Genomic DNA, 21,971 nt, shown 5'->3' on the forward strand with positions numbered 1-21,971 from the left:
CCATCTCCCCAATCGAAGGAAGCGGAGATTGTTATGGACCCAAGTCTGGGGTACAATGCATCAACGATGTCAGGACAAAATGCGGATAAAGTGTATCTATTTATGAAAAGAATGCTCGATTTGCTGGGTTCTTTCATAGGTTTGATCATTTTGTGCCCCTTGTTTGCGGTCATCGGATTACTGATCAAAATCGAGGCCCCGCAGGGGTCTGTTTTTTTTCGTCAGGTACGGGTCGGACAGAATGGAAAAGAGTTTCATATGTACAAATTCAGGTCCATGGTTGCGAATGCAGAAGATCTGCTGGAACAATTGATTGATCAGAATGAAGTGAATGGAAATATGTTCAAAATGAAAAATGATCCCCGCATTACCCGGATTGGCAAGTTCATTCGGAAAACCAGCCTGGATGAACTGCCTCAGTTGTGGAACGTATTCAGAGGAGAGATGAGTCTCGTTGGACCCAGACCGGCTCTGCCCAGAGAAGTGAAGAACTACACTTCCTATGACAGACAACGCCTTCAGATGATCCCGGGATGTACGGGATTATGGCAAGTCAGCGGTCGAAATAGTGTTGGTTTTGAAGAAATGGTGGAGCTGGATCTGACGTATGCCCGTGAGCGCAGCATGATGGTGGATATCAAAATTATCTTCAGAACGTTCAAGGTGCTGGTAGGTTCGAAGGATGCGTTTTGAAACACGATTCTGGCTTTGAGGTGGCATAGCAGATATGCAAAAGACCGGTATACTTGCTGCATTGAATATGAAGTCGTTTAATATCATTCTTTTTTCGCTGGTAATTGTCTTCGCAGCAATCTATCTTCCGTTAGTTTCGGTTGTTGCACTTATAGCTGTGATTCTGCTGGGCGTTTATATTAAACAGCCCAGCTGGATCTTTATGATTCTCATTGTAAGTTTTTCATTGTCCATTGATAAGATATTTAGCATACATCTGGCAGGACTGGATTCGCTGTCCTTCTACAAGCTGGCGATTCTGGGTTTTGTGGTCTCTCTTTTTTTACGCTTTGGTATTCGCAAAGATCTGATCTATCCTGCACTGGCGATTGGGTTTTTATTTGTGGAAAGTTATTTTCTATCTGATCTGCCCAGCAAGGTTAGTCCGCTCGATCCATTTAAGGCCTTTCTAGGAGTAATTGTTCCTTTTTTGTTGCTGATGCCCCATTTTTCAAGAGAGATCAGTCAACGTATTATACGTGTACTCGCATGGCTGCCACTATTCAGTCTTGCTGGTGGTTATATTCTGCAACTCGCCGGCATATTGTCCATTACTAACCTGGAGATGTCGGGTGTAACCCGGTTACAGGGAGCTAACATCGCCGCGCATCTGGCCATGTTGTGTTTTATCTCAATCTGCGTCTGTCTGATTCAGATCAAGCAAGGCCATCAGGTTGTTCTGTATTACATGCTTACCTTGACACATCTGGTCATTCTGGTCCAGACGGGAACAAGGGGGCCACTTATTGCGCTTATTCCGATTATACTGGTCTATCTTTTTGATCAACTGAAAGCCTTCATCAAAGGCAGAGTCAGTGCCATTATTCCTCTCATTCTGTTTGTTGTCGCTGTGGCCTATATGGTGATAGCGCAGTGGGACAATTATGAGATGAGGTCAGAGAGCAAAGGCTTGTCGGGAAGGGATGTAGCCTGGAATTATTTTATTGGCAAAGCAAATGAGTATCCGATATTTGGACGCGGACTCGGCTCAACCCTCGTAGCGAATGATGGAAGTATCTTTTCTGGATTCGTCGTTCCGCATAATGAATACATTCGTTTTTATTACGATGGCGGGTTAGTTGGAGCCATCCTGTTGTTTCTATCGCTGCTGCTGGTGTTCCGGGCCGTGTACTTCCGGTTGAGCGGCATGATCCGGTTGTATTTTGCCGGAATGATTATCGGTTTCCTGACCTATTCCTTTTTTGACAATACCCTGTCCACGGTTCATCTGATTGCTCCATTCTGTATCTTCCTGAACGCGTTATATGCTACGGGAAATGGAGTTCATTCCAAGTCAGGGGCTGAAGCAGAAGTGGATATACAGATACAGCGAGCCAAGGACGTATCCTTTTCAAAGGAGATTAGAACATGAAGGTCTGTTTGATCAGTTCTACAGGCGGTCATTTTGATGAATTAACCAAAATTATTCCTGCGGTTGAAGAACATGATTATTTCCTGATTACCGAGAAGAACAAAAGCAGAAAAGTAGATTCGTCTCAGGGTAAAGTATATTTTTTAATGCAGCAAGAGCGTAAGAATGCGATGTTTTTGCTGATTTTTATGGCTAACATTTTCAAATCATTCTTTTTATATCTGCGCGAGCGTCCAAAGGTAATCATTACGACAGGGGCAGGGGCCACATATCCTTTTTGCCTCATCGGTAAAATCTTCGGTGCCAAGCTGATTTATATCGAAAGTTATGCCAAAATCTATTCCTCCAGCGCAACCGGGAGATTGATGTACAAAATCTCGGATGAGTTCTTCATCCAATGGGAAACGTTGCAGGATAGCTATCCCAATGCGAAATACAGGGGGGCTTTATTTTGATATTTGCTATCGTTGGAACCCAGCGTTTTCCCTTCAATCGGATGTTTGAGCTTATTGATGAGGCGATTGAGGCAGGAATTATTGAAGAAGAGGTTATTGCCCAATCTGGATATACCGAATATCAGCCGCGAAATTTCACTGTGATTCCTTTCCTCACGCAGGAAGAGATGGATGAATATGTGGAGCGCAGCAGATGCATTATCTCTCATGCGGGTGTTGGCTCCATTACAAATTGTCTTGAACGTGGCAAGCCGGTTATTGTCATTCCACGCCGGAAAGAATGGGGCGAGCATGTGGATGACCATCAGCTTGAGATCTCCAAAGTTTTTCAGGATAACGGCTATGTGGCCGTCGCGGAGAGTCAGGCTGAATTACAAAACTTGGTTCCTTGCATAGAGGAGCTGACGTTCCAGCCCTATGTGAGAAAACAGTCTGATCTGATCTCATCCATTAAAAATTACGTGAACAGTCTGTAAGAGGTATGAAGATTAACCATGAAAAAAAGGAGTCTATCATGAAACCAAAAGTATTGGTTGTTGGATCATCCTTGAAGGATATGGGCGGAATTGTGAGTGTCATCAAAAACATTGAGGATTCTTCGATCTCGGAAATGTACGCTATGCAGCGGGTCGAGACATATATCACGGGCAGCGTATTCTCACGGCTGCTTATTTTTATACGGGGATTCATTCAATTCTGGATGAAACTGTACACGTTCAAGCCGGATATCGTGCATATTCATATGGCGAACAACGGGAGCTTTTATCGGAAGTCTCTATTTCTGCTAACGGCACGAAAGTTGTTTCGAAAGTCAGTTATTCTGCATATTCATGCGGCCAGCTTTGATGATTTCTACAATCAATTTGCTCTGCAGCGCAAGTATTGTCACTACATTCTGAATCAGGCAGATAAGTTGATTGTCTTGTCCCAGACGTGGAAAGAATACTTTGCTACGATTGTGCCGGAGACAGCGATTGAGGTTCTTTATAACGGGGTCTTTGTCAAAGAACCGTTTGTGAGAGAACAACAGGCAGCCGTTAATGCTCTCTTCATGGGCAGACTCGGTGAGCGAAAAGGAGTCTACGATCTGCTTCAGTCCATTCAGCAATTGAAGGCGCTGGGCGTTACAGCTACCTTTAATCTGGCAGGGGATGGTGAAGTCGAAGAGGTCAAAGCAATCGTGCAGCAGTATGGAATAGAGGATCGTGTCAATGTACTCGGCTGGATTAACGGAGAGCAAAAGGAAAAGCTGATGCGGGAAGCGGATCTACTGGTCCTGCCTTCTTATCATGAGGGATTACCTATGGCCATACTTGAAGCAATGAATTGTGGCTTGCCCATTATATCGACCACCGTCGGAGGCATCCCCGAAGTGATTACATCCGGTCATAATGGGCTGTTAATCGAGCCGGGAGATGTGCACGGGCTGACATCAGCGCTGGAATATCTCATCATGGATGAAGAGGTTAGAGCGGGAATGGGTTCACATAACAGAGAGATTATATCGGATAAGTTCGATATGAATCTTCTCGTAGGCAGATTGTCAGGAATATATGATGCACTTCAAGTGAAGGTATCCTAGTGAACAGGAAAAGGTGATGAAATGACCCCCTTGGTATCTTGCATCATTACGACCCATAATCGGGCCGAGTTATTGAAAAATGCGTTGAGAAGTGTACGTGAGCAAACACATCCGTATCTGGAAATTTTCATAGTAGATGATGGTTCAGAAGATCAGACGCCAGAAATCTGTCAGGCTTGGACACGGGAAGATTCACGGATTCGGTACATCCGGGTTCCATATCCCAAAGGAGCCAACCATGCACGGAATGTAGGGATATCCCAAGCCAATGGCAAGTACATTGCCTTCCTGGATGATGATGATGAATGGATGTCTGACAAAATAAAAACCCAGGCGGAAGTGCTGGAGCGTACTCAGGAATCATTCACCTTTTGCAGCAAGTATCTCGCATACACGAATGAGCAGCATCAGGTGGTCAAACGGAAATTGTCGGTGGAACCTCGCGATGTTATTCGGTATGAGGATCTGCTTACATTCAACTGGATCGGGGAAACGTCCAAAATCATGGTACTTACCTCACTGGCCCGTGAAGTTCGATTCGATGAAAATCTGACATCCGCTCAGGATTATGACTTTTATCTACGCATATTGAAACGAGGCTACATCGCCGTGAATGTGAAAGAACCGCTGGTGGATATCAACATCCACAGTGGTCCACGAATTTCAACCTCTACAACGGCCAAGTACAAGGGCCAACGCAAGATTATTTTGAAATACTACAATGACATGTCCAAGGAACAGAAGCGCCGTCAATTACACCATTATCGAATGCTCGAATGGTCGAGAAATACGCTTCGCAATAACGTTTATTTGAAAAAAGCACTGTCGCTGTATCCCTGGTGGAAAGATTGGGTGCTGCTCAAGCGTAATACCAAAATTATGATGCAAGGATTTCTAATGAGATTTCATGCAAGGCGCGCAGTTGGAACGTATACAGAGGAACCTGTGCGAATGAAACTAAAGTAAGAGGTGCCTGGATGGAAAATCCGACGGTGTATATGCTGCCCAAGATGATTGAGAACAATAAATTCAATGAGCTGTTATCCGATTCCATTGAGAACAAGGGATGGGAAGTGAAACAGTTTACCAAAAGAGATCTAATCAAACTGAAAAAAAATGATGTGCTGCATTTTCATTGGCCCAGCTTCTATTACAGAGGTTCATCCGTGCTGACAACAGTGATCAAGTCCATTCTGTATGTATTGATGATTTGTTTTGCACGCTTGCGTGGGGCCAAATTGTTCTGGACGGTGCATAACATCTGGCCTCACAACAGCGGCAAGACGCGGTTTGATTATTGGATGAGAAAAATACTGGTCCAAAATTGCTCCAAGCTGATTGTCATGGGTAAACCCTTGATCTCCGAGATCTGTTCGACGTTTGGGATTGATTCCAGCCGGATCGAGGTTATTCCGCATGGACATTACAAGGGAGTGTATCAGGGGAAAGGCGTGAATATCCGCTCCCGGTTTGGCATCCCGGAGGATAGTTATGTGTATGCGTTCTTCGGTCAGGTGTCGCCGTATAAGGGCGTGGATGATTTGCTGGAGGCATTCAAGGATCTGGATTCCGAACAAGCCCATCTGTTGATTGCCGGTAAAAAGGTAAAGGATTATGACCTTGGAGATGAATTTCTCAAGAGTGGACATATTCATACCCATTTTCATTTCATCGAAGATGATGAATATTCGGATTATTTTGATGCAGTCGATTCGATCATTCTTCCATACAAGCAAATTGCAACTTCTGGTAGTGCAATTCTGGCATTGACCTTCTGTAAACCTGTGGTGGCACCACGGATTGGCTTGTTGGAGGAATACCTGCCTGAAGATTGTGCGGTCCTCTACGAACCTTCTGATCCGGATGGATTGCTTAAAGCGATGAATATGATCCGATTAAAACAATCGGAGTTTCAGGAAGGCAGTGGTTTTGTCAAAGCGTTGGAGCGGCTGGATTGGCCAGTGATTGCCCAAAGGACACTTACCCTGTACTCCAGTTAGTGCAGATGAACGGGTGGACCTAATTGAAAAATATGGGGATGAAATGATGAAAGTAACCGTCGCGATCTGTACGTATAACCGTGCACAGGATGCGGTAGAGGCTATACGAAGTGCCGTACAACAGAATTACGCAAGCAGCGACTATGAGATCATACTCATTGATAACAATTCAAAAGACAACACACGAGAAATCGTGCTCCAAACCATCTTGCAGCATGAGAACCATTCGATCCGGTATGTGTTGGAAGAAAAGCAAGGCTTGTCTGTAGCCCGTAACCGGGCCATTCACGAGGCGCGCGGCGAGTATATCCTGTTCCTTGACGATGATGCCTTTGCTTGCAGGGATTGGATTCGCCAGATCGTTAGCGTGTTTGAGATGAATGAAAATATCGGTTGTGTCGGTGGCAAGATTGACCCGATCTGGGAAGTGCCTGAGCCAATGTGGATTCCACCAGAGAACAGGTCGCTGTTCACCATTCTGGATTTTGCAGATGAAGTCACTGAGATGAAAAGTCCTTATATTCCATTTGGTGCAAATGTGGCTTTTCGTTTATCCGTCTTTGATCAACTGGCTCCCTTCCGTGAAGACCTTGGAAGAGTGGGGAACAATCTTCTCTCTAGTGAAGAGAGTGAGTTAATTGCAAGAATACGGACAAAGTTCAAGGTATATTACACGCCGTATGGTGCGGTACAACATAAAGTAGCCAAAGAGCGAACAACGAAGAACTGGTTTCTGCGCCGAATCTATTGGCAAGGTGTGAGTGATGCCATTCGTGATCAGGACCGTGGTGTTGTGCGTACGGCCAAACATGGGATCAAGCTTGCACAGGGGATCACAACCTCACTGATCTACATTTATAATGCAGATCGGTTCACACGTCAGCTTGCCAAAGTATGTTACCGAAACGGCATGATCGTTGGGTCGCTTCGTCAAAACAGTAAGGGATGAGGATCGCTATGGCGCAAGTTGCACTTCGCAAAGTATTCAGAGGAAACGGCTTAATGAGTGCCATATTTCAGACAAGTGGAACCAATCTGCTGGTCATGACACTGACGATGTTGTCTTCCATTTTGACGTCACGCATGTTCGGGGTAGAGGGAAAGGGCGCATTCTCGGCCATCCTATTCTGGCCTGCGCTCTTAACCGGATTGGTCGGATTCGGACTACCAACTTCTATCATTTATAACATCAAACAGAGCGCAACCGAGAAGAGTGCACAGTATGTTCGGTTAAGCTTTCTTTTTCAAGTTCCGGTGTGCATCATCATTGGTATTGTGGCCTGGTTTGGATTACCTTTCTGGCTCTCCAGCTTTCCGCCGGAGGTCGTGCAGATATCCAGATGGTATACGATTGCTACTGTTCCTGTACTTATTGTCATCAATCTCATATCAGCCCTCTCGCAGAGTCGGGAGAAATTCGCTGTATATAATGGTATCCGGTTAATGATCCCCCTGTTTAATGTAGGCGGGCTTTTTGTGTTATGGGGCCTGGGCATGCTGAGCATTCAGCTCGCGGCTGCAATCTATTTTGTAACCAGCTTCTCCGTGGTGGCGTGGGCTATCTATGCCAACCGTAATGAATTGAGACTGAGATGGTTCAAGGATCGGGTGGACCAGAGTTCGGCGAAAAAGCTTTTTGGTTATGGCAGCAAGGTGTATGGTGTTGAATTGTTAGGAACGTTGTATACCCAGTTTGATAAAATCATTATTTTGGCTTTGCTCACCCCGCGTGACTTTGGACTGTATTCCGTCGTATTTGCGTTATCCCGAATCTATAACGCAGTTCAGACGGCGATTAGCAATGTTGTTTTCCCAAAAGTGACCGGATTGCCCCAAGAGCAGATTATTCGAACAGTTGGCAGAGCCTTCCGCATCTCGCTCATGGTCATGATGATCATTGTAATACCCACCATGTTTGTGGGGAACTACCTGATGGGTCTTCTGTTTGGCTCCGAATTTTTGGAGGCGAGCGTAGCATTTTATATTTTGGCTGTGGAATGCATTATTGGTGGTGGCTCCTGGATTCTGGCATCCGCGTTTAATGCACTTGGTCGGCCTGGACTTGTGATGATCAGACAGCTCATTGCACTCTCGGTGACGGTGGCTTTGTTCTTTGTATTCACCCCGCTGTGGGGACTCAACGGAATTGCGATTGCCTTATTGATCGGGTCCATTGTGCGAATGGTGGTTACTGTGGCCGCGATGAAGATTGTATTTAAGGTGAAGTTTGCCGCCATGTTCTATGACAAGGAAGATATACCGTTTCTCTATGAACGGTTAAACAAAAAAAGAAGAAGAGTCACCCAAGGAGGAGATGGAGATGCTGGGCACTAACAATATTCATCCAATGGAAGAGTTGAAGGGACATTTACGTCAGATTTTGAAGGTCATTCCACCGCGTACCGAAATCTATTATTTGGATTACCCGGTGCATAGCAATGGTGGCGACTTGTTGATTATGAAAGGTACTGAGGCTTTCTTCCGGGACAATGATATTCAAGTACGTGCCAGATACAGCATTCTGGATTGCCCTTTGTCCCTCAAGGTTCCGGAAGGTATAACGATCGTGTTGCACGGGGGAGGTAACTTTGGTGATCTGTACCCTGCCCATCAGAAATTGAGAGAACGAATGATTGCACAACATCCGAATCACCGGATTGTCATTCTGCCACAGACGATGTTTTACAAGAGTGATATTGAATTGAAAAAGACAGCCCAAGTATTCAATCGTCATAAGGATGTACACTTTTTTGTCCGGGACACTTTATCTTATGAGATAGCCAGTAAAGAATTTCAACAAACCAATGTGTATCTATCTCCCGATATGGCGCATCAGTTGTGGCCTTTGAAGTCCAAGAGCAAGCCTACGGCAGAGATGTTGTATTTCTTCCGTAAAGACATTGAGAAAACTCAGAATCAGGTGCATTACGAATCCGTCAGTGGACCCAAGGCCACGTTTAAAGACTGGGAGACATTGTACAACCGGGTAGACCGGAAGATCATTCGCATGATTACATCCCGGTTGAAGTCAGGGAAAGGCAGCTCTTTTGCCCGCTGGTTGTGGTACAAATACTCTGATCGGATGGTACATACGGCCATTAAGGAATTCAATCAATACCAGACCATCACGACATCCCGTCTGCATGGACATATTCTGGCCTGTCTCCTGGATCAACCGAACATCCTGCTGGATAATTCATACGGCAAGAACTCGAATTATTATGCAGCTTGGACCAAGAGCAATCCGGCAGGCAGACTGGAATCCAATCAGACCAGCACATATAACAAGCCAACCGAGACCAGCAAGGGAGCGAGTACGGTTGTGCTGTCGGATGGTGCAGCGCTATGAGAAGTATTCTGTTATCCGGCGGTTCTGGCAAGCGTCTCTGGCCGTTATCCAACGATTCCAGATCCAAGCAATTTCTTAAAGTACTCCATGGGCCTGAGGGGAATCCGGAATCCATGGTACAGCGGGTATGGCGACAGCTGAATCATGCCGGACTTGCATCACAGGCGCTGATCGCGACGAGTTTGCCACAGGTTGAGATTCTGACTTCTCAGCTGGGAGACGATGTGAGACTGGTTGTGGAGCCTGAGCGCAGAGATACGTTTCCTGCGATTGCGCTGGCAGCCTCCTATCTGTATTCCGTAGAGAGTGTGAGTCTGAATGAGACGATTGCAGTGTTGCCGGTAGATCCCTTTGTTGAAAAAGAATTCTTCGAAGTGCTGGCAACCTTACCGGAGATGCTTGATAAGTCTGGTGCTGATCTGGCCTTGATGGGAGTTGTGCCGACATACCCGTCAGAGAAATACGGATACATCATTCCGCAATCCCTATCTTCCAGTGAAAATAACAATGAATACGTGAATGTAGCGAAGTTCCAGGAGAAACCCTGCGAATCCGATGCGGTCCTTATGATGGAGCAGGCCGCATTATGGAATTGCGGGGTTTTTGCTTTTAAGCTGGGTTATTTGATTAATCTGCTCATTGAGATGGAGCTGCCGATCCAGTATGACGAAATGATGAAGCAATACGGAAGATTGAATAAGATCAGTTTTGATTACCAGGTTGTCGAGAAGGCAAATCAGATTATCGCTATTCCGTATAACGGCTTCTGGAAAGATCTAGGCACGTGGAACACACTCACGGAAGAGATGGGAAGCTCGGTTGTAGGAAAAGGGTGGATTACGGGAGATTCCCTGAATACGCACCTGGTCAATGAATTGAACATTCCGGTTGCCATATTGGGATTGTCGGATGTGGTGGTCGCCGTGAGTCCGGATGGCATTCTGGTCAGTGACAAAGAAGCCAGCCCACGTATCAAGGAAATCTTGAAGAATGAGGATCAACGCCCCATGTATGAGGAGCGTAGGTGGGGGTGCTACAGGGTTCTGGATTACACAAGAAACGAAGCTGGCGGCGAAGTTCTCACCAAACGAATCTGCATCAGTGCCGGGAAAAACCTGAGTTATCAATATCATCTGCTCCGCAATGAGGTATGGACGGTTGTATCGGGAACAGGGGAATTGATTCTGGATGGGCAGAGCCGAATGATCGGGCAAGGAGATACGGTGATCATTGACCGGAGTATGCTTCATTCCGTCAGAGCCGTTACGGAACTGGAGATCATTGAAGTACAGATCGGCAGCCAGCTGATTGAGGAAGATATCGTTAGAGTGTCTACCGAATGGCAGGACATTGTTCAGACATATGTGAAGCACGCGTAACAACACATTAGGACATGGGGGAGATTATGGAATGAATATTACGGTGATTGGCACAGGGTATGTGGGTTTGGTATCGGGCGTATGTTTTTCGGAACTGGGAAATAACGTGATCTGTGTAGACAACAATGTGGAAAAAGTGAATATGTTAACGGACGGTCATGTTCCGATCTATGAACCGGGTCTGAAAGATATCATGAATGCCAATATGAAAGCAGGAAGGCTGTCCTTCACCACCAACATTCAGGATGCCATCAGTCGTTCGGATATCATCATCATCGCGGTGGGTACGCCATCCCTGCCTAATGGCGAAGCAAATCTGAGTTTTATTGAGCTTGTCGCGCGAGAAATAGGTTCTTATATGGATAATTATAAAATAATAATGACTAAAAGCACTGTTCCTGTCGGAACCAACGATCGTATTCAGGAATGGATCAGCAGTTTGACGAATCATCCATTCGACATGGCATCGGTACCGGAGTTCCTGCGAGAAGGTACCGCTGTCCAGGATACGCTCTATCCTGACCGGATAGTCATTGGGACACATAGTGAGCGGGCAGTCGCCACGTTGAAAGAGCTGCATCAGCCATTAACCGATCAGATTATTGTTACGGATATTCGCTCGGCCGAAATGATTAAATATGCATCCAACGCTTTCCTGGCAACCAAGATCTCATTTATCAACGAAATCTCTAACATCTGTGAAAAAGTAGGAGCAGATGTCAGCCGCGTTGCCGAAGGCATGGGCTATGACAGACGAATCGGTGCCTCCTTTCTCAAGGCAGGCATTGGTTACGGAGGTTCCTGTTTCCCTAAGGATACACAGGCTCTGATTCAAATTGCAGGTAATGTGGATTATGACTTCAAACTGCTGAAGTCCGTGGTGGAAGTGAACAAAGATCAACGCTTCAACGTCATTCGTAAACTGGAAGATGCACTAGGCTCACTCGAAGGGAAGGAGATTGCCATCTGGGGGCTCGCTTTCAAACCGGATACCGATGATGTTCGTGATGCTCCGGCGATTGAGATCATTCAACGTTTGCTTGAGCAGGGAGCAGTGATTCGGGCATATGACCCCATCGCTACCGAGAACTTCCGCAAAGAGGTGGATTCCCCATCCATTACGTGGGAAGAGCGTGCCATGAAAGCGGCGGAAGGTGCTGATGCACTCTGTGTTCTGACGGAATGGAAAGAGTTCATGGAGGTTAATCTGACTGATTTGGCAGCGCATATGAATCAACCCATCCTGATTGATGGAAGAAACATCTACGGAGAAGATCAGATTAAAGATACGTCCTTTCAATACTACTCCGTTGGTCGTCCAGGTCTAACCAATATTGATGGAAGAAAAACGGCAGTCATCTGACGGAGGCCATAACATGAGACGCGGGATCAAAATAACATTAGGTGCCCTTTCCCTTGTTGCAGTTGTCATGATTGGATATTCTGTGTATCTGTATTCGCATGTTAAATCAGCGGCGGATCAAATGTATGAACCCCGGGAACCCATCAAGCAGGTATCCATTGTAGACCAGCGGGGTGGGGGAGATTTCCCTGTGGACATGGAGAATGAAGAACCTTTTAATGCTTTGATTCTGGGTGTGGATGAACGTTCCAATGATCGGGGGCGCTCCGACACCATGATTGTATTAAGTGTTAATCCTGCAAAAAAATCCGCACTTATGTTTAACATCCCCCGAGATACCAGAACGAATATTGTTGGTCACGGCACGGAGGATAAGATCAACCATGCCTATGCTTTTGGGGGCGTTAACATGTCTGTGCAAACGGTGGAACAATTGCTTGACGTTCCCATACATTACTACATGAAAGTGAATATGGAGGGCTTTGCACAAGTCATCGACATGGTTGGTGGAGTGAATGTGAATAACCCGTTTGCATTTGACTATGAGGGTTACCGGTTCGAGCAAGGGAATATTCATCTGGATGGTGAAGCTGCTTTGGGATTTTCGCGGATGCGTTATGATGATCCGAAGGGAGATCTCGGGCGGAATGACCGTCAGCGGGAGATCATCAAACAAGTGCTGAAGAATACGGTCCAGGTATCCAACGTGTTGCAACTGGAGACGTTGCTGGACGAAGTCAGTGCTCACGTCAGAACCGACGTTACCTTTGATGAGATGAAGCAGATGTTCTCCAATTATCGTTCGGTACTGGATCATATTGAATCCGTTGAGATTAAAGGCACGGGCAAAAAAATAGACGGAGTGTATTATTATATCGTGGATCAGTCGGAACGAGACAGGATACATCAGATGATTGAAGAACATACAAAATGATCGGATAGGGCGGTGAACCAGATGCGTATCTCCAGGCTAATGAAATTGTCCCTGATTGTGCTCCTAATGTATATGCTCATGATACCGGCAAGTACAAATTATGTTCAATCAGCTCAAAACTATCAATGGAAGAATATACCTATTGGTGGTGGGGGGTACGTTACGGGGGTGGTCATTCATCCGACTGAGCCTGATCTGGTTTACGCTCGAACTGACGTTGGAGGAGCTTACCGCCTGGATGTAACCTCAGGAGATTGGGTTCCACTACTGGATCATTTTGGAGATGAGGACAGCAATCTGTACGGCGTGGATGGAATTGCGCTGGATCAGCAAAACCCCAATGTCGTGTATATCGCTGCTGGGAAGTACGGTAACGTGGGGCCGAGTGATATTCTGAAATCCACAGATCGGGGAGAAACCTGGATTCGAACCGGACTTAATCTTCGGAATGAATCGAATGGTAATATCCATCGAGCCATGGGAGAGAGCATCGCGGTTAATCCCACGAACTCCAATTACCTGCACGTGGGTACACGATATGATGGATTGTACACTTCCAGTGATGGTGCGGCCACGTGGAGTAAGGTATGGGATGTACCTAGTGGGCTGTCCGGTGAGGGAATTCGAAGTGTAGCTTATGGATTGAATCCCGTGACGAAGCAAGGTCAAGTTGTGTATGCGGGGGTTCGCGGCATTGGTGTGTATAGCAAAGCACCAAGAAGCAATGGGCAGACCACTTGGCAACTTACCGGGAGAAGTCCCGAATATCCTGCACGTATGACTGTGGCGAAGAACGGGACGTTGTATGTGACAACGGATAATCAAGGCGTTTACAAGTTCAATGGTGTGCAGTGGACGAATATAACACCCAGCTCCAGTTACTCATCTTATTATGGAATCACGATTGATCCCAATAATGATAATCACATCCTGGCAGCCGTTCGAACAGGCGGAGATAATCTGCCACTGTATCGTTCCGTTAATGGCGGACAGAGTTGGACAACAGTGAGCAAAACGTTGGTATCCAAACCGTCATGGTGGACACCCAACATGTTTTTCTCAGCGACATCCAGTATCAAGTTTGATCCGCATAACCCGGGCACCGTATATGCTACAGACTGGTTTGGCGTGTACAAGACGGAAAATATCAATGGTACCAATGGATTGACTGGCAGTACTGCGAGTACTTGGGAAGCTATTACCGATGGTCATGAAGAAGTCGTCGCACTCACGGCATCCACACCACCTCAGGGTGTTTCATTCTTTAGTGGTTTAACGGATCAAGTCGGATTTAGACATGAAAATGTAACCGATGTTCCTTTTAATAAAATCCCGCTCTCAGGTATGCGAGAAATTGTGAGTATTGACTATCATGAGGCAAATCCGAATTACATGATATTTCTGGGAAGCAGTGACTGGTATGGTACGACCACACGCTTATTTGTCTCTTCCAATAACGGAGTTACAGTAACCCCGGTAAACGTTCCGGCAGGCTCTACACTGGGGAGGGTGGCCTATTCAGCCATTAATCCAAATGTAATTGTTTATTACCCCCAGACCGGTAATCCGGTCAGAAGCACGAATCGTGGCGCAACATGGCAAAATATGAATGGTGCCCCATTTCAGGCCATTGGGGGGAATATGGTCTTTGCCTATAATCATCCATTGGCTGCGGATCGCATCAATGGATATAAATTTTATATGTATGCTGCTGGTTATCTGTATCGGTCTACGGATGCAGGAGCCAACTGGTCCAAAGCGAATGCGGTTCGCCTTCCTATTAATACGGATATCAATACAAGCTTCATTAAAGTCGAGGCTGCACCTGGCGTGGCGAATAATGTATGGGTGAGTCTGGGAACCGATGGATTATATGCATCAACGAACTCGGGAAATACATTTTCCAAGATCCAGGGTGTGCAGAATTCCAAATTATTTGCCTTTGGTAAAGCGAAGCCAGGTAATTTAGTTCCAGCTGTCTATGTATATGGCACCGTAAATAACGTGAATGGATTCTTCCGTTCCGATGATATGGGGGCAACCTGGAACAATATAGGTCCTTTAGGTACTGGAATCGGGCTGGGCAATGAACCGCAAATTATGGCAGCAGACCGTCAAATCTATGGTCAGGTATATGTAGGTACAAATGGCAGAGGCATGTATGTTGGATCAATAGAATAACGAGTGAGATATGAAAGTGGTGAAGATTAAAATGATGGAGGAGGGCTCCGGGCGCACGAGACAAAAGCATGTACGAAGAACGTACGGATTTCTCATTGCTCTGCTGTTGATTGTGATCTGGGTTCTGGTCATCTGGTCCATGTCCACGCAATCCTCTCAACAGCAAGACATTCAGCCGTGGCTTCATAAATGGTCTCAAAAATTTCACATCGGTTTTACACTTCCTGATGTGCAATTCACTTACGGGGAGTATGAGTATTCGCTGAAGCAGCGGCCGTATGATTTTGCAGAGTTCGTCTTTCGCAAGAGTGCGCACTTATTTGTATACGCTGTGCTCGCCATGCTTGTGTATGGCGGGCTGCGGTACAGAAGAACATCCCTTATGACCAGTATCGTTTCTGCTCTGGCTGTGGTGTTTGTTATAGCCTCCATTGATGAGTATATTCAGCAGTTCAGCCCGGACCGGACAAGCTCGATACGTGATGTGGGAGTAGACTTGCTCGGCGGCTGCTGTGGGATTGCCATATATGCAGGACTTCAGTCCATTATCCGAAGGATTAGAAAGGGAAAGCATACTTCCATTCACAGTGAGTGATTTCCCAGGAAATTAGATGTATCGTTCAACTTCTACTTGTCTGCCATCCATCATAAGTATGGAGTAGGACAAGGAGGACTGGACATGCTGCGAAGAAGGAACCGGAATGCTTTGCTCAAAAAGATCGGCTTCATCGCGATCATTGTATTATTGCTGTGGTTGATTGCCAGAACCATTCCGTATTTGTTTCAGGCAGATACATCGGATGAAGCTGCTGCTGTTGCCGAAGAGTTTTACAAATATGAGCAGACGGGTGACTTCGGCAGTTCATGGGAACTCTTTCATCCCCTGATGAAAGAGCGGTTTCCCAAGAGTGCTTACGTACAGAACAGAGCACATATATTTATGCAGCACTTTGGCGTGGAAACGTTTGAGTTGGAGATGGAAAAGCCGGAGCGCGAGTTCGATGTAACCGTGATCGATGGGGTTAAACCATTTTCTGAAGCCTACAGAATTCGGGTCACCCAGAAGTACTCAGGTACCTTTGGCCAATTCGATATTGTGCAGACCTGTTATCTGGTAGAGGATGGCGATGAGTGGACCTTACTCTGGTATTATCCAAATCAGAAAAATGAGGATACCTCGCATGTCGACAATAGTGATTGATCAGGCATCACATCGTGGGCATCGTTGTGAAAGAGACTGGAACTCCGATATGATGATATTAACCCATACATTGAACCGAATTGTATCATTTACCTAACATCAGGCTCCAAAAATGCGAGACTTTTGTCGCATTTTTGGAGCTTTTTTTGTGTTTTGCTTGTTTTTATGGCTGTAAAGCCTTGACATTAGTCCCGGTGTCAAGTAAATTACGAGATAGATACAAAATGTATCAATTTTCAGCGTCTAACGACAAATAACAAGGACTTCTAAGCTCCTTGTGAGGGGAAGGAATATCATTGATCGAAACGGGCCGCTTTTACTGTGTCAGTTGTGGGATGATTGTGTCGGTCGCTAGAAGCTCTGTCGAAATGAAGGAAGAGGGCAATGGAGGCAATCACGTATTTCGCACCGGATTCTACCGGAGTGAAATGCCGCTTGGATGCTGTGAAGCGTGTGTAGTTGAAGCGAAACGTCAGGGGAAATCCCAGTTTGCGGGACAATATACTAAAGATTATGATACACTATGTGCATATGAGAAACGGGCATGAGGTATGTGCTCGTCCATGAAGGAGGGGATTGAATGCAGCAGGAGCCGGTCGTCCGGATTCAGGGCGTCAGCAAAATCATATCCTCCCGATCATTGGTCAGCGACCTGACTCTGGATATTTCTCCGGGGCAGGTTTTTGGTTTTTTAGGACCTAATGGCGCGGGGAAAACAACAACGATTCGGATGATGGTTGGACTGATGTCCATCAGTAAAGGTGACATTTTGATCTCGGGACACAGTGTGAAGAATGAATTTGAGAAGGCGGTAGCCCAGGTAGGAGCTATTGTAGAAAATCCGGAAATGTACAAGTTTCTGACCGGGTACCAGAATCTCGTTCACTTTGCCCGCATGTCGCCGGGAGTTACGAAGGAACGTATTGCGGAAACGATTGAACGTGTGGGGCTTACGGCCCGTATTCACGATAAGGTCAAAACCTACTCACTGGGTATGCGCCAGCGTCTGGGTGTCGCGCAAGCGATATTACATAAACCGAAGCTGCTTGTACTGGATGAGCCAACCAATGGACTGGACCCGCAGGGCATACGGGAACTGAGAGACTATTTGCGTGAGCTCACTCAAGAGGAAGGCATTACGGTCTTCGTCTCAAGCCATTTGCTGTCGGAGATGGAACTGATGTGTGATACGGTGGCTATTATCCAGAACGGCAAGTTAATCGATGTAAGAAACCTTCGAGCTGAAACGGGTGCGGATGCATTAATTGAAGTTGCTTTTGAAGTGAATGATGCAGAACGCGCTGCTGATCTGATTCAGGGTGCTGTCGTACAGGGCAATGTCCTGGTGGCACGGGTGTCTCGTGAGCAGATTCCAGATATCAATGCCAAGCTGGTTAGCGAAGGGTTTCAGGTATACGGTATTCGTAACGTGACTCACACCCTGGAAGAACAATTCTTGCAAGTCACTGGGGGTGGAGGCATTGGGTAGTTTTGGTAATCTGATATTAAATGAGAATATGAAAATTTTCCGTCGTCCCCGTACCTGGATCATGTTATCGATTCTGGCGCTGATCTCGCTATTAATGCCAGTGTTACTGCGAGAAGGAATGGGGTCCAATGAAGTTTTGTACTGGGAAGCGGCTGTAACGACCATCCAGATTACGTTTTTCCTGAACACGATCTTTTGTGTTGTGATTGCAGCGGAATCGGTCGCGGGCGAATTTACCTGGGGAACCATTAAGCTATTGCTGATCCGTCCATGGTCACGAAGCAAAGTTCTTGCTTCCAAATATCTGACCGTAGTTGGCTTCAGTATTGTCAGTACATTGCTGGTCATCGTGATGGCCATGCTAACGTCTTATATCCTTTTCTCGCATGATGCTCCGGGAGGAAGCAGTAGTCCGGCTACGAATGCTCTGACGTTATGGGGATATTTGTATGTTGATCTGTTCATTACACTTGCGATTGCCTTTATGGTGTCCTCCGTATTTCGTTCAGGTGCACTTGCGATTGGATTATCCCTGTTCATTATGTTCTCACAGAGTATCTTCTCACTCATATTCAATCCGGTCCGTTATGAATGGGCCAAGTATGTTCTGTTCAACAACATGGATCTTAGCAAATATATGACCTCCGGGGCGGATTTTGCGCTAATGGGTGGTCCGAGTGCAGGAATGACACTTGGTTTCTCCATTGCAGTCCTGGCGGTGTATTACGTTATTTTCATGGTGATTTCCTGGGTTGTATTCAGCAAAAGAGATGTGGCAGGCTAACGCCTGCTTCTTTTTTTGCTCCAATGTTTGTTTTGGAAAGAAAAAGTGTATATTCAGCATCGGCTGTGGCATGACTGTCATTTAAGGGTACTTAGTATCAGTAGCGTTTTTCATAATTCGAATTTCACCGCTCACGGGTACAAGATATAGACGAATAGGATCATTTCGATCTCTATCTTGCTGATTGGAAGACGCTCAGGGGATTTATGAAAAAAGCTCTCATAAGTAAATGACTAGATATACATATGAACGCCGCAGTCACTTTGGCAGAGCAGCGCATGGAGGGATCACGTTTCTTGATAAATAACAAGTTCTACCGCATATGCACAGCGATTATTCTGCTGCTGCTCATCGTGTATTTGGGGGATAAAGTGAACTTTATTTTCAGCCCCCTGACCTCACTGATTCACATCATCATCATCCCGCTGCTGATTGCCGGTTTCTTCTATTATCTGCTGCGCCCGCTTGTCGATTATATGGAAAGGCATAAGATCAAACGTGCATTGTCAGTTCTGATTATTTATGTCGTAATTGCATTAATACTTGCAGGTTTTAGTGTGCTTGTATGGCCTTCCCTGCGTGAACAATTAATGAATTTTGTGGAGAATGCTCCAGCGTTGGTTACTTCACTCAGCGATCAGTTGAATGCACTTGAAAAGAGCAATTTTGTATCCAGATACCTGCCTGATGATTCCAATCTATTCTCACGATTATCCGATGTTCTGAGCCAAGGGATCACTCAGGCAACCAATTATGTCTCCGGGTTATTCTCCGTGGTATCCAATCTGGTTATTATTCTGGCAACGTTCCCGATCATGTTGTATTACATGCTCAAGGAAGGCAGCAAGTTTGGTACGAATCTAACCTTATTGTTGCCAAGACATTATCGGAAGGATGGGGAAGAAACCGTCCATGAGATCGATGAAGCACTAAGTAACTATATTGTTGGGCGGGTTATTGTTAATGTAGCCCTAGGGATTCTGATGTACATCGGTTTTCTAATCTTAGGTTTGCCTTACGCTTTGCTGCTGACTGTTGTATCCATTATTCTAAACTTCATCCCTTATGTGGGTGCTTTGCTGGCAGCTATTCCGGTTGTCATTGTTGCGTTTATCGAATCACCTTCGATGGCGATCTGGTCACTGGTCATCATTGTAATCGCACAGCAAATTCAGGATAATCTGATCTCACCTTACGTCTATGGCAAACAGCTCGATATTCATCCACTGACTACCGTTATCCTTTTGCTCGTGGGTGCTGACCTGGGAAATATCTTGGGTATGATCATCGTGATTCCGCTGTATATGATTCTGAAAATTATAGTTCGCAAAATCCATTATCGGATTGTCGAAGATAAGACTGAACTTTAAATGGAATCTGAAATACCACTCTGTCATGTGCCACTACTAATGTTTGTTATTGAATCACATCGATAAGCTCAACAGGATAAGCCGCATATCAATGGTGAAGGGTCAGGTAGGTTTGCCCTCGCCATTGATATGCGGCTTTTTTTCATACATATTGCTCACTTATGTTATAGCTGTTATACTTGGTATATAACAGATAACAAAAAGAAGGTGAACCCTTGATTATTCAACTGGATATGCAATCCGAACTTCCCATCTATTCGCAACTTGTTTATCAAATTATTGAAGGCATTGCTAGTGGTGAGTTACAGCTAGGTGAGGCGTTACCTTCGGTTCGGAATTTAGCCGCAGATATTGGTGTTAACCTTCACACCGTCAACAAGGCTTATACACTACTCAAGCAAGATGGATACATTCTGGTTCATAGGCAAAAGGGAGTCGTAGTGAACCCTGATGGAATGCCTGGTTTAACGGATGATTTTTTGAAAAAGCAGCAAAGAGAATTAAGACCGATTATTGCCGAAGCGATCTGTCGCGGAATGACCAAAGAGGAACTATCTGCGTTGTTAGACCAAATGTATGATGATGTGAAGATGGGTCACAACAAAGAATAAAGAATCGAGGGAGTGTGTTATGTATGCAACTATTTAGTATATTACCTATCATTTTAATCTTTGCTCCATTAGCCGTATTTCTATCTTTTGCACCATATGTGACAAGGGAAACAATCAGCTTTGGGGTTACGGTAAGTGAATATAATTACTACACACCCATCTTGCGTAAGCTGCGGAGTACGTTTGCTACCGTAAGTCTGATCGGAAACGGGATGATTATACTTGTCTGTCTGTATTTACTCCCATCTGCTAATGAAAAGTCTACGGCAATGATCACCGGTGTTTGCACAGTGTTGTTTATTGTATACTGGGCAGCACTACACATCTTATTTCATTTCAAGATGAAAAAGATAAAAGGAACACTTACAACTGTAGACGCACCTCAACGGGTTAAAATCGATACCACCTTCCGTCAAAATAAACTCACCTATTCCAACTATTGGTTTCTCATTCACATTGCTATTATTGTAGCCATTGGAATCATTTCAATCCTGAATTATAAGGCACTCCCTAACGTCATTCCAATGAAATATGATCTTCAGGGCCATGTCATTTCCAGTGCGCCTAAAACCTACCTCTCGGTACTGGCTATTAATCTTGTGCAGCTAGGCATCATTGCACTTATGATGTTGGTGAACTGGAGTATCAAAACAAGCAAACAACAGCTTACCGCGTCTAATCCTGCCCAATTTGCTGCTGAAAATATTCAATTCCGCCGTAAATGGTCCCTATTTACGATCATAACGGGGTTGCTTCTTACCATTTTATTTGCCTTCATTCAGATGAATATGTTCGTCCCGAATCTCGTCTTGTTAAAAGGTATTATCTTCATTACCCCTGTGCTGATCTTGTTAGGCGCGGTAGGGCTATCTCTCACAGGCAGACAAGGCGGTGGGAAAATTCGGAACCATCAAGAGGATCGTGAACGATCCAAGGAGCAGCCTGTGAATGACGATGAACATTGGAAGCTTGGTTTTATTTACTTCAATGCCAATGATCCTTCTTTTACCGTAGAAAAGCGTTATGGAATAGGCTGGACGATTAACTTCGCTCGTCCACTATCTTGGGTCCTGTTGGTATTCATCATTGCTATTGTTGTTATAAGCAGAGTTCTGAGCCAATAAATGCTCATAGATCTATGCATAACATAAAAACTGATTAGGAGGAGT

At 45.4% G+C, this 21,971-nt stretch carries 22 protein-coding genes; all 22 read left to right on the forward strand.

Going from position 1 to position 21,971, the window contains the following annotated elements; all coding sequences use genetic code 11:
• The first annotated feature begins 33 nt into the window (after positions 1-33).
• The 22 genes from NZ043_RS15740 to NZ043_RS15845 all read left to right on the forward strand — a co-directional run bounded on the left by NZ043_RS15740 (position 34) and on the right by NZ043_RS15845 (position 21,926).
• On the forward strand, positions 34-693 hold the full coding sequence (locus NZ043_RS15740; RefSeq protein WP_047844154.1) for a sugar transferase: 660 nt from the start codon (positions 34-36) through the stop codon (positions 691-693).
• Positions 694-727: 34 nt separating this feature from the next.
• Positions 728-2,104, forward strand: a complete 1,377-nt coding sequence (locus NZ043_RS15745) for an O-antigen ligase family protein (RefSeq protein WP_091033850.1) — start codon at positions 728-730, stop codon at positions 2,102-2,104.
• Positions 2,101-2,559, forward strand: a complete 459-nt coding sequence (gene pssD, locus NZ043_RS15750; RefSeq protein ID WP_249911547.1) for a PssD/Cps14F family polysaccharide biosynthesis glycosyltransferase — start codon at positions 2,101-2,103, stop codon at positions 2,557-2,559. Before NZ043_RS15745 ends, pssD begins: the two co-directional genes overlap by 4 nt.
• Positions 2,556-3,035: a PssE/Cps14G family polysaccharide biosynthesis glycosyltransferase gene (gene pssE / locus NZ043_RS15755; protein WP_339308831.1), complete on the forward strand. Its 480-nt coding sequence runs from the start codon at positions 2,556-2,558 to the stop codon at positions 3,033-3,035. Before pssD ends, pssE begins: the two co-directional genes overlap by 4 nt.
• A 38-nt stretch (positions 3,036-3,073) precedes the next feature.
• Positions 3,074-4,141: a glycosyltransferase family 4 protein gene (locus NZ043_RS15760; protein ID WP_133386716.1), complete on the forward strand. Its 1,068-nt coding sequence runs from the start codon at positions 3,074-3,076 to the stop codon at positions 4,139-4,141.
• Between the two features lie 21 nt (positions 4,142-4,162).
• Positions 4,163-5,107, forward strand: coding sequence for a glycosyltransferase family 2 protein (locus NZ043_RS15765; RefSeq protein ID WP_339308832.1), 945 nt, complete (start codon positions 4,163-4,165; stop codon positions 5,105-5,107).
• 11 nt (positions 5,108-5,118) lie between these two features.
• The gene (locus NZ043_RS15770; protein ID WP_076209611.1) at positions 5,119-6,141 is read left to right on the forward strand and encodes a glycosyltransferase; all 1,023 of its coding nucleotides are present in this window, start codon (positions 5,119-5,121) and stop codon (positions 6,139-6,141) included.
• A 43-nt stretch (positions 6,142-6,184) separates the two neighbouring features.
• Complete coding sequence (locus NZ043_RS15775; RefSeq protein ID WP_249911545.1) at positions 6,185-7,090, forward strand: glycosyltransferase; 906 nt, start codon at positions 6,185-6,187, stop codon at positions 7,088-7,090.
• Positions 7,091-7,098: 8 nt separating this feature from the next.
• Complete coding sequence (locus tag NZ043_RS15780; RefSeq protein WP_091033833.1) at positions 7,099-8,475, forward strand: oligosaccharide flippase family protein; 1,377 nt, start codon at positions 7,099-7,101, stop codon at positions 8,473-8,475.
• The gene (locus NZ043_RS15785) at positions 8,462-9,490 is read left to right on the forward strand and encodes a polysaccharide pyruvyl transferase family protein (protein ID WP_339308833.1); all 1,029 of its coding nucleotides are present in this window, start codon (positions 8,462-8,464) and stop codon (positions 9,488-9,490) included. Before NZ043_RS15780 ends, NZ043_RS15785 begins: the two co-directional genes overlap by 14 nt.
• On the forward strand, positions 9,487-10,869 hold the full coding sequence (locus NZ043_RS15790) for a sugar phosphate nucleotidyltransferase (RefSeq protein WP_339308835.1): 1,383 nt from the start codon (positions 9,487-9,489) through the stop codon (positions 10,867-10,869). The genes NZ043_RS15785 and NZ043_RS15790 overlap by 4 nt, the downstream gene beginning before the upstream one ends.
• A 31-nt stretch (positions 10,870-10,900) precedes the next feature.
• Complete coding sequence (locus NZ043_RS15795; protein ID WP_091033824.1) at positions 10,901-12,232, forward strand: UDP-glucose/GDP-mannose dehydrogenase family protein; 1,332 nt, start codon at positions 10,901-10,903, stop codon at positions 12,230-12,232.
• A gap of 13 nt (positions 12,233-12,245) precedes the next feature.
• Entirely contained in the window at positions 12,246-13,166 is a 921-nt protein-coding gene (locus NZ043_RS15800) for an LCP family protein (protein WP_339308837.1), read from the forward strand.
• Positions 13,167-13,187: 21 nt separating this feature from the next.
• Positions 13,188-15,347, forward strand: coding sequence for a hypothetical protein (locus NZ043_RS15805; RefSeq protein ID WP_339308838.1), 2,160 nt, complete (start codon positions 13,188-13,190; stop codon positions 15,345-15,347).
• Positions 15,348-15,357: 10 nt separating this feature from the next.
• Positions 15,358-15,942, forward strand: coding sequence for a VanZ family protein (locus NZ043_RS15810; protein WP_339308839.1), 585 nt, complete (start codon positions 15,358-15,360; stop codon positions 15,940-15,942).
• Positions 15,943-16,026: 84 nt separating this feature from the next.
• On the forward strand, positions 16,027-16,548 hold the full coding sequence (locus tag NZ043_RS15815) for a hypothetical protein (protein ID WP_249911540.1): 522 nt from the start codon (positions 16,027-16,029) through the stop codon (positions 16,546-16,548).
• 296 nt (positions 16,549-16,844) lie between these two features.
• On the forward strand, positions 16,845-17,096 hold the full coding sequence (locus NZ043_RS15820; RefSeq protein WP_143023589.1) for a hypothetical protein: 252 nt from the start codon (positions 16,845-16,847) through the stop codon (positions 17,094-17,096).
• A 32-nt stretch (positions 17,097-17,128) separates the two neighbouring features.
• The gene (locus tag NZ043_RS15825; RefSeq protein WP_091033811.1) at positions 17,129-18,037 is read left to right on the forward strand and encodes an ABC transporter ATP-binding protein; all 909 of its coding nucleotides are present in this window, start codon (positions 17,129-17,131) and stop codon (positions 18,035-18,037) included.
• Positions 18,030-18,821, forward strand: coding sequence for a DUF2705 family protein (locus tag NZ043_RS15830; RefSeq protein WP_091015416.1), 792 nt, complete (start codon positions 18,030-18,032; stop codon positions 18,819-18,821). Before NZ043_RS15825 ends, NZ043_RS15830 begins: the two co-directional genes overlap by 8 nt.
• 296 nt (positions 18,822-19,117) lie before the next feature.
• On the forward strand, positions 19,118-20,191 hold the full coding sequence (locus NZ043_RS15835; RefSeq protein WP_249911539.1) for an AI-2E family transporter: 1,074 nt from the start codon (positions 19,118-19,120) through the stop codon (positions 20,189-20,191).
• Positions 20,192-20,406: 215 nt separating this feature from the next.
• On the forward strand, positions 20,407-20,802 hold the full coding sequence (locus tag NZ043_RS15840; RefSeq protein ID WP_339308841.1) for a GntR family transcriptional regulator: 396 nt from the start codon (positions 20,407-20,409) through the stop codon (positions 20,800-20,802).
• A gap of 23 nt (positions 20,803-20,825) precedes the next feature.
• Positions 20,826-21,926, forward strand: a complete 1,101-nt coding sequence (locus NZ043_RS15845; protein WP_339308843.1) for a DUF5808 domain-containing protein — start codon at positions 20,826-20,828, stop codon at positions 21,924-21,926.
• Positions 21,927-21,971: the final 45 nt, after the last annotated feature.

The organism is Paenibacillus sp. FSL k6-2145 (assembly GCF_037976585.1).
GTDB lineage: Bacteria > Bacillota > Bacilli > Paenibacillales > Paenibacillaceae > Paenibacillus.

Bases quoted from the DNA above. Each gene is read 5' to 3' on its own strand.
- NZ043_RS15815 (WP_249911540.1), top strand. From the start codon at position 16,027: ATGCTGCGAAGAAGGAACCGGAATGCTTTGCTCAAAAAGATCGGCTTC.
- NZ043_RS15810 (WP_339308839.1), top strand. From the start codon at position 15,358: ATGAAAGTGGTGAAGATTAAAATGATGGAGGAGGGCTCCGGGCGCACG.
- NZ043_RS15760 (WP_133386716.1), top strand. From the start codon at position 3,074: ATGAAACCAAAAGTATTGGTTGTTGGATCATCCTTGAAGGATATGGGC.
- NZ043_RS15795 (WP_091033824.1), top strand. From the start codon at position 10,901: ATGAATATTACGGTGATTGGCACAGGGTATGTGGGTTTGGTATCGGGC.
- NZ043_RS15780 (WP_091033833.1), top strand. From the start codon at position 7,099: ATGGCGCAAGTTGCACTTCGCAAAGTATTCAGAGGAAACGGCTTAATG.
- NZ043_RS15770 (WP_076209611.1), top strand. From the start codon at position 5,119: ATGGAAAATCCGACGGTGTATATGCTGCCCAAGATGATTGAGAACAAT.
- NZ043_RS15845 (WP_339308843.1), top strand. From the start codon at position 20,826: ATGCAACTATTTAGTATATTACCTATCATTTTAATCTTTGCTCCATTA.
- NZ043_RS15740 (WP_047844154.1), top strand. From the start codon at position 34: ATGGACCCAAGTCTGGGGTACAATGCATCAACGATGTCAGGACAAAAT.
- pssD (WP_249911547.1), top strand. From the start codon at position 2,101: ATGAAGGTCTGTTTGATCAGTTCTACAGGCGGTCATTTTGATGAATTA.
- NZ043_RS15785 (WP_339308833.1), top strand. From the start codon at position 8,462: ATGCTGGGCACTAACAATATTCATCCAATGGAAGAGTTGAAGGGACAT.
- NZ043_RS15805 (WP_339308838.1), top strand. From the start codon at position 13,188: ATGCGTATCTCCAGGCTAATGAAATTGTCCCTGATTGTGCTCCTAATG.
- NZ043_RS15765 (WP_339308832.1), top strand. From the start codon at position 4,163: ATGACCCCCTTGGTATCTTGCATCATTACGACCCATAATCGGGCCGAG.
- NZ043_RS15775 (WP_249911545.1), top strand. From the start codon at position 6,185: ATGATGAAAGTAACCGTCGCGATCTGTACGTATAACCGTGCACAGGAT.
- NZ043_RS15790 (WP_339308835.1), top strand. From the start codon at position 9,487: ATGAGAAGTATTCTGTTATCCGGCGGTTCTGGCAAGCGTCTCTGGCCG.
- NZ043_RS15800 (WP_339308837.1), top strand. From the start codon at position 12,246: ATGAGACGCGGGATCAAAATAACATTAGGTGCCCTTTCCCTTGTTGCA.
- NZ043_RS15745 (WP_091033850.1), top strand. From the start codon at position 728: ATGCAAAAGACCGGTATACTTGCTGCATTGAATATGAAGTCGTTTAAT.
- NZ043_RS15825 (WP_091033811.1), top strand. From the start codon at position 17,129: ATGCAGCAGGAGCCGGTCGTCCGGATTCAGGGCGTCAGCAAAATCATA.